Genomic DNA, 7,302 nt, shown 5'->3' with positions numbered 1-7,302 from the left:
CGAGCCCCGAGCCGCCGCCGGCCCCGGCCCGCGCCGTGACCCCGTCGTTCTCCACCGTCAGCACCACACCTTCCGGCCCCGCGGCCAGCCGTACCGAGCACTCCTTGGCATCCCCGTGCCGCAGCACGTTCGTCGTCGCCTCCCGCACCACCCAGCCGAGCGCGGACTGCACCTCGGGCGGCAGCCCGGCCGCCGAGCCCGTCACCGTGCAGTGGATCCCCGCCGCGCTCAACACGCCCCGCACACCGGCGAGTTCCGCCGCCAGGTCGGCCTCGCGATATCCCCGTACGACGGCCCGCACCTCCTTCTGCGACTCCTGGGCGATGCGCTGCACCTCGATCATCTGCGCCACGGCGGCGTCCTCCTGCCCGCGCCGGGCCAGTTGCACCGCCAGTTCGCTCTTGAGGGCGACGACGGCCAGGTTGCGCCCCATCACGTCGTGCAGGTCCCGCCCGAACCGCAGCCGCTCCTCGGCGACGGCGAGCCGGGCCTCGACCTCGCGGGCGTGCTCGGACTCCCACATGACGGAGAGGGTCCAGCCGCTGCACCGGAAGCACGCCAGGCAGAGTGCGGCGCACAGGATCAGCAGCCCGGCCACGACCATCAGCGCGACGGCCGTGGGCCGCACGAGCGCTGCGAGGCCGACCCCGACCACGACGCCGACGGCCGCCTGCCGCACGAACGTCCATACCGGGGTCACGAGGACGTAGGTGCTGGCGAACGGCATCGGGGCGAACATCAGCGGCATGGCGATCAGGCCGGCCTTCGTGCTGCCGCTGGCCGCCAGGGCCGCGATCAGGCCGAGCGCCACGACGCCCAGCAGGCCGGCGGCGACCGTCATGGCCCGCGGCACCTGCCGCCGCCCGAGGTACTGGTCGAGGGCGGCCCGCATGTGCCGGTCGGCGACCAGGCACTGGGCCACGTTCACCGCGATGAGGGCGCCCCCGAGGAGGTACCCGGTCCGGCCCTCCAGGCTTCCGACCAGGCCGAGCGCCGACCAGGCCAGGAAGAACAACCAGTTGACGGCGCGCAACATGAACTGGGTCTGCCACTCGACCCGCTCGATCTTGCTCCGGTCCCGCCACCGCACCCGCACGTCGGCCCCTCTCAGCGTCGCGGCTCCCACCGGAACCACCGTCGTACAGCAAACACCGCGAAGACCAGCCAGGCCACCGCCGTGACCAGCGCCTGCAGTGCGTCGCCGCCCGACATCTCACCGCTCCATCCGCCCCGGACCAGCGAGAGCGCGGGCGTCAGCGGCAGCAGCTCGCACACGGACCGGAGCGTGTCCGGCATGTTCTCCAGCGGCATGATGGTGCCCGAGCCGAGCATCGTGACCAGCAGCATCGGCATCGCCGCGACCTGCGCGCTCTCCACGCTGCGGCTGAAGACGGTGGTGAGCGCGGCCAGCGCGACACACAGCGGAATCGCCAACACCATGCCGAGGACGGCCAGTTGGGGAGCCTCGGGTGCGCCCGTGTCGAGCAGCAGCGTGCAGGCCACCGCCAGGACGACGACCTGCGCCAGACCCAGAACGACGGCGGGCAGCGCGGCGCCCGTGAGGATCTCGGTGTCCCGCAGCTCCCCGGTGCGCAGCCGCTTGAGGACGAGCTCCTCGCGCCGGGAGGCGTACACGCTGACCAGCGAGCTGTAGACCGCGAACAGCAGGGAGAAGCCGATCGCGGAGGACAGCACCATGGTGCCGGGGTTCAGCCCGGTGCCCTTGAGCCGCTCCTCGGTCGCGGACGCGCTGATGCTGAACGGCAGCACCAGCGGCACGAAAAGGGCGGTGAACAGCACTCCCTTGCTCCGCCCGATGAGCGTCAGCTCGGCCCGCGCCAGGGAGCCGAGCCGCCCCGCGGCCGTGGTGGTCATCGTCGCCGTACTCATGCCGCCATCTCCTTCGCGCGCTGCGGACCCGCACTCTTCGCGTCCTGCGCGATCCGCAGGAACGCCTCCTCCAGTGACGCGCCCCGCACGTCGAGGCGCCGCAGCTCGACGCCGGCGTCGCGGGCCCACACCAGGAGCCCGGTCGCGGCCCGCTGCAGTTCGTCCGTACGCAGCCGGACCAGACGCCCCTCGACCTGGTGGGTGTCCACCCCGAGGGAGGCGAGCGGGGGCAGGTCCCCCACGAAGTACCCGTCGGGCAGTTCGAAGGAGATGTGCGAGGGCTGCGCGGCGACGACCTCGTCGACGCGTCCCTCGGCGGCGATCCGCCCCTCGTGCAGGATCGCCAGCCGGTCGGCGAGCTCCTCGGCCTCTTCGAGGTAGTGCGTGGTCAGCAGCACGGTCGTGCCCTCGGCGCGCAGCCGGCGCACCAACTCCCAGGTGTCGCGGCGCCCTTCGGCGTCGAGCCCGGTGGTCGGCTCGTCGAGGAAGAGCACCTCGGGCCGCCCGAGCAGCGCGAGCGCGAGGTCGAGCCGCCGCTTCTCGCCGCCGGACAGCTGCTTGACCCGCACCGTGTGGCGGCCACCGAGGCCGACGGCCTCCAGCGCCTCGACGACGGGCCGCGCCCCGCTGGTGCACCCGGCCCACATACGTACCGTCTCGGCGACGGTCAGCTCGGACGGGAATCCGCCCTCCTGGAGCATCACGCCGATGCGCGGCCGCACCTGGGTGCGTGCGCGGTACGGGTCGTGCCCGAGCACCTGTACCTGTCCGCCGGACGGGGCCGCGAGTCCCTCGATGAGTTCGACCGTGGAGGTCTTGCCGGCGCCGTTCGTGCCGAGGAGGGCGAAGAGTTCGCCGCGGCCCACGGAGAAGCTCACTCCGCGCACCGCCTCGAAGGAACCCCGTTTCTCGTCCCCGTACACGCGGCGCAGATCAGTGACGTCGATCACGCGCTCGTTGGTGGTCATGAGTCCAGCCTTCCGTCCGTGGAGGCCGGTCGGCAGTGCGCGCTGTCATCGACGGACATGACAAATGTCAGAAGGAGGAGGGGAGAAATGCGAGAAGCCCCGGATCCATCAGGATCCGGGGCTTCTCGATCTGGAGCGAACGACCGGGTTCGAACCGGCGACCTCAACCTTGGCAAGGTTGCGCTCTACCAACTGAGCTACGTTCGCATTGCCTCCGACCACTGCGCATCTGAAAGACACGGCCCGATCGGCGCGAGCATCAGCCTACCGCACCCAGAAGAGTGATCGGTACGCGATGCAGAGCGGGTGACAGGAATTGCACACTGCGCCTTCCCCCTGGAAGGGGGATGTTCTACTACTGAACTACACCCGCATGTACTCCTCGGGGTCCGGCCCTGCGGCCTTGCCCCTCGGCGTGCTCCAGACTCTAGCTGACCGGCGGGGGTGCAGCGCAAGTCGGTTGTCCCGAAGGCCTCCTGACCTCCGGGACGGCGACATCAGTTGGCCTCGGCGAACGCCTCGTAGACCCGCTTGGGGATCCGGCCGCGCGGCGGCACCTCGAACCGGTTCGAGCGGGCCCAGGCGCGCACGGCGGCCGGGTCCGGGCTCAGGTCGGTGTGCTTGTACGCCTTGCCGGTCCTGCTGGACCGCTTGCGTCCCGCCTGCAGGTACGGGGCCAGGGCCTTGCGGAGCTTTTTGGCATTGGCTGGATTGAGGTCGATCTCGTACGACCTGCCGTCCAGACCGAAGACGACCGTTTCCGCCGCTTCTCCGCCGTCGATGTCGTCAAAGAGAGTGACCACGACACGCTGCGCCACGAATATCGGTCCCTTCGTCTGGCACCCCCGCTTTGACGTGCGGTGATGTCGACTGTTCAGCTGTTGTCGGGCAAAGCTCGGACAATGATCCGGTCCGAGTTCAGACTGGTTGCCTGTATGCGCCTTTTCCTTTTTACCCTGCCCGGCAATGCGCTGGGAAGACCAGTTAAAAACCTGCGCGTGTCTGTCGCATCGGATATCCGGAGTCTTTCCCTTAATTTTCCGTGCGGATCTCATGTTGTTGCCGTAATGTGATCCGGCTCTCGTAGCTTCCTACGGTCTACGCGAGTAGAAGATTTGGGCGGGTACGCTGAACGGACCTGCTCAGCACCACACACCGGGAGTGCCAGTGGCACGCGTCGTAGTCGACGTCATGCTCAAGCCGGAGATCCTCGACCCCCAGGGCCAGGCGGTGCAGCGTGCGCTGCCGCGCCTCGGTTTCGACGGCATCTCCGACGTCCGCCAGGGAAAGCGATTCGAGCTCGAAGTGGACGGGCCGGTGGATGACGCCGCCCTCGCCCGTATCCACGAGCTGGCGGAAAGCTTCCTCGCCAACACCGTGATCGAGAACTTCACCGTCAAGGTGGAGGAGCTCGTGGCGGGAGCCGAAAAGTGACCGCTCGTATTGGCGTCGTCACCTTTCCCGGTTCCCTCGACGACCGGGACACCCAGCGCGCGATCCGCCTGGCCGGCGCCGAACCGGTGGCTCTGTGGCACAAGGACAAGGATCTGAAGCAGGTCGACGCGGTCGTCCTGCCGGGCGGATTCAGTTACGGCGATTACTTGCGCGCGGGCGCCATCTCGCGTTTCTCGCCGGTCATGGAGACGCTGATCGACCAGGCGAAGGCGGGCCTGCCGGTCCTGGGTATCTGCAACGGATTCCAGGTCCTCACCGAGGCCCACCTGCTTCCCGGCGCGATGCTCGGCAACGACCACCTGCACTTCATCTGCCGTGACCAGAAGCTCCGCGTCGAGAACGCCACGACGGCCTGGTCGTCCGACTACGAGGCGGGCCAGGAGATCCACATCCCGCTGAAGAACATGGACGGGCGCTACGTCGCCGACGCGCACACGCTCGACATGCTGGAGGCCGAGGGGCGGGTCGTCTTCCGCTACGTCGACTTCAACCCCAACGGCTCGCTGCGCGACATCGCGGGCATCACGAACGCGGCGGGCAACGTCGTCGGTCTGATGCCGCACCCGGAGCACGCCGTGGAGCCCCTCGTGGGGACCGGCCGCACCGACGGCCTCCCCTTCTTCACCTCGATCCTCAAGAAGCTGGTCGCCGCCTCATGAGCCTCGACACCGTCGACAACGCCGCACAGACCCCCGACGTCGAGCTCCCCTGGGCCGAACTCGGCCTGAAGAAGGACGAGTACGCGCGCGTGGTCGAGATCCTCGGCCGCCGCCCGACCGGCGCCGAGCTCGCCATGTACTCGGTCATGTGGTCCGAGCACTGCTCCTACAAGTCGTCCAAGGTGCACCTGCGCCAGTTCGGCGAGAAGGCACCGCAGAGCGACGCCATGCTCGTCGGTATCGGTGAGAACGCCGGTGTCGTGGACGTCGGCCAGGGTTATGCCGTCACCTTCAAGGTGGAGTCCCACAACCACCCCTCCTACGTAGAGCCCTATCAGGGTGCTGCTACAGGAGTGGGCGGAATCGTGCGCGACATTATCGCCATGGGCGCGCGCCCCGTGGCCGTGGTCGACCCGCTGCGCTTCGGCGCCGCCGACCACCCCGACACCAAGCGCGTGCTGCCCGGCGTCGTCGCCGGCATCGGCGGCTACGGCAACTGCCTGGGCCTGCCGAACATCGGCGGCGAGGTCGTCTTCGACGCCTGCTACCAGGGCAACCCGCTGGTCAACGCCGGTGCCATCGGCGTCATGCGGCACGAGGACATCCACCTCGCCAAGGCGTCCGGCGCGGGCAACAAGGTCATCATGTACGGCGCCCGGACGGGCGGTGACGGCATCGGCGGTGCCTCGATCCTGGCCTCGGAGACCTTCGACGAGGCAAAGCCGTCGAAGCGTCCGGCCGTCCAGGTGGGCGACCCGTTCCAGGAGAAGCTCCTCATCGAGTGCACCCTGGAGGCCTTCGCCGAGAAGCTCGTCGTCGGCATCCAGGACCTGGGCGCCGCCGGCATCTCCTGCGCCACCAGCGAGCTGGCGTCGAACGGCTCGGGCGGTATGCGCGTCGAGCTCGACGACGTACCGCTGCGCGACTCCACGCTCTCGCCCGAGGAGATCCTCATGAGCGAGTCGCAGGAGCGCATGTGCGCCGTCGTGGAGCCGGAGAAGGTCGACCGCTTCCTGGAGATCTGCGAGAAGTGGGACGTCATCGCGACCGTCATCGGTGAGGTCACCGACGGCGACCGGCTGGAGATCTTCTGGCACGGCGAGAAGATCGTCGACGTCGACCCGCGCACGGTCGCGCACGACGGCCCGGTCTACGAGCGTCCCTACGCCCGCCCCGAGTGGCAGGACGCGCTGCAGGCCGACGACGCCGGCAAGCTGCCCCGGCCCGCCACGTCGGACGAGCTGAAGGCGCAGGTCCTCGCGCTCGTCTCCTCGCCGAACCAGGCGTCGAAGAAGTGGATCACCTCGCAGTACGACCACTTCGTGCAGGGCAACACCGTGCTGGCCCAGCCCGAGGACAGCGGCATGATCCGCATCGACGAGGAGACCGGCCTCGGCGTCGCCATCGCGACGGACGGCAACGGCCGGTTCGCCAAGCTCGACCCGTACACGGGCGCGCAGCTCGCGCTGGCGGAGGCGTACCGCAACGTCGCCACCACCGGCGCCAAGCCCCTCGCTATCTCCGACTGCCTGAACTTCGGCTCGCCCGAGGACCCGGCCGTCATGTGGCAGTTCGCGGAGGCCATCCGCGGTCTTGCCGACGGCTGCCTGCAGCTCGGTACCCCGGTGACCGGCGGCAACGTCTCGCTGTACAACCAGACCGGCGAGGCCGCCATCCACCCGACCCCGGTCGTGGCCGTCCTCGGCGTCATCGACGACGTCGCCCGGCGCACCCCGGTCGCCTTCCGGGAAGAGGGCCAGCTCCTCTACCTGCTCGGTGACACGCGGGAGGAGTTCGGCGGTTCGGCCTGGTCGCAGGTCGTGCACGACCACCTCGGCGGGCTGCCCCCGCAGGTCGACCTGGAGCGGGAGCGCCTCCTCGGCGCCATCCTGATCTCCGCCTCCCGCGACGGCATGATCGACGCCGCGCACGACCTGTCCGACGGCGGCCTGGTCCAGGCCGTGGTCGAGTCGGCGCTGCTCGGCGACAAGGGTGCGCGCCTGGTCGTCCCGGACGGCCTGGACGCGTTCACGTTCCTGTTCTCCGAGTCGGCGGGCCGTGCGGTCGTGGCCGTCCCGCGGAGCGAGGAACTGCGCTTCACGGACATGTGCGGGGCGCGGGGTCTGCCCGTGACCCGGATCGGTGTCGTGGACGGTGACGCGGTCGAGGTGCAGGGCGAGTTCGCCCTGCCGCTGGCCGAGCTGCGCGAGGCGCACGAGAACACGATTCCGGCGCTGCTGGCCTGAGTCCGGCCGGTTCCGAAGCCCCCTGCCCGTCACGGGTGGGGGGCTTCGTCGTGTTCGGATCACTCGAACGAGGGGTTGTCGGGA

7 protein-coding genes and 2 tRNA genes are annotated in these 7,302 nt (G+C 69.5%); 3 read left to right on the top strand and 6 right to left on the bottom strand.

All coding sequences use genetic code 11. The annotated features are described in order from the left end of the window. From G3I40_RS48210 to G3I40_RS38485, 6 genes are all read right to left on the bottom strand, one after another. On the bottom strand, positions 1 to 1,126 hold a 1,126-nt coding region (locus G3I40_RS48210), incomplete at its 3' end, for a histidine kinase (protein WP_164559463.1). Then, complete coding sequence (locus G3I40_RS38505) at positions 1,108 to 1,890, bottom strand: ABC transporter permease (RefSeq protein WP_164559462.1); 783 nt, start codon at positions 1,888 to 1,890, stop codon at positions 1,108 to 1,110. The genes G3I40_RS38505 and G3I40_RS48210, both read right to left, overlap by 19 nt. After that, complete coding sequence (locus G3I40_RS38500) at positions 1,887 to 2,858, bottom strand: ABC transporter ATP-binding protein (RefSeq protein WP_164559461.1); 972 nt, start codon at positions 2,856 to 2,858, stop codon at positions 1,887 to 1,889. Before G3I40_RS38500 ends, G3I40_RS38505 begins: the two co-directional genes overlap by 4 nt. Positions 2,859 to 2,989: 131 nt before the next feature. Further along, positions 2,990 to 3,065, bottom strand: a tRNA-Gly gene (locus G3I40_RS38495). A 94-nt stretch (positions 3,066 to 3,159) separates the two neighbouring features. After that, positions 3,160 to 3,231 (bottom strand) — tRNA-Gly (locus tag G3I40_RS38490). Positions 3,232 to 3,355: 124 nt separating this feature from the next. Next, positions 3,356 to 3,676, bottom strand: coding sequence for an Lsr2 family protein (locus G3I40_RS38485; RefSeq protein WP_164559460.1), 321 nt, complete (start codon positions 3,674 to 3,676; stop codon positions 3,356 to 3,358). 349 nt (positions 3,677 to 4,025) lie between these two features. On the opposite strand from G3I40_RS38485, the gene purS reads away from it, so the two are divergent. From purS to purL, 3 genes are read left to right on the top strand one after another with little or no spacing between them, the layout of a single operon-like run. Continuing rightward, the gene (gene purS, locus G3I40_RS38480) at positions 4,026 to 4,292 is read left to right on the top strand and encodes a phosphoribosylformylglycinamidine synthase subunit PurS (RefSeq protein ID WP_164559459.1); all 267 of its coding nucleotides are present in this window, start codon (positions 4,026 to 4,028) and stop codon (positions 4,290 to 4,292) included. Then, positions 4,289 to 4,972 carry a phosphoribosylformylglycinamidine synthase subunit PurQ gene (gene purQ / locus G3I40_RS38475; RefSeq protein WP_164559458.1) on the top strand — a complete coding sequence of 228 codons (684 nt, stop codon included), beginning with the start codon at positions 4,289 to 4,291 and terminating at the stop codon, positions 4,970 to 4,972. The genes purS and purQ overlap by 4 nt, the downstream gene beginning before the upstream one ends. After that, complete coding sequence (gene purL, locus G3I40_RS38470; protein WP_164559457.1) at positions 4,969 to 7,218, top strand: phosphoribosylformylglycinamidine synthase subunit PurL; 2,250 nt, start codon at positions 4,969 to 4,971, stop codon at positions 7,216 to 7,218. Before purQ ends, purL begins: the two co-directional genes overlap by 4 nt. Positions 7,219 to 7,302: the final 84 nt, after the last annotated feature.

Source organism: Streptomyces sp. SID14478 (assembly GCF_010548525.1).
GTDB lineage: Bacteria > Actinomycetota > Actinomycetes > Streptomycetales > Streptomycetaceae > Streptomyces.
Note: the sequence above shows the minus strand (reverse complement) of the source record. Positions and strands in the feature narration are given on the sequence as shown.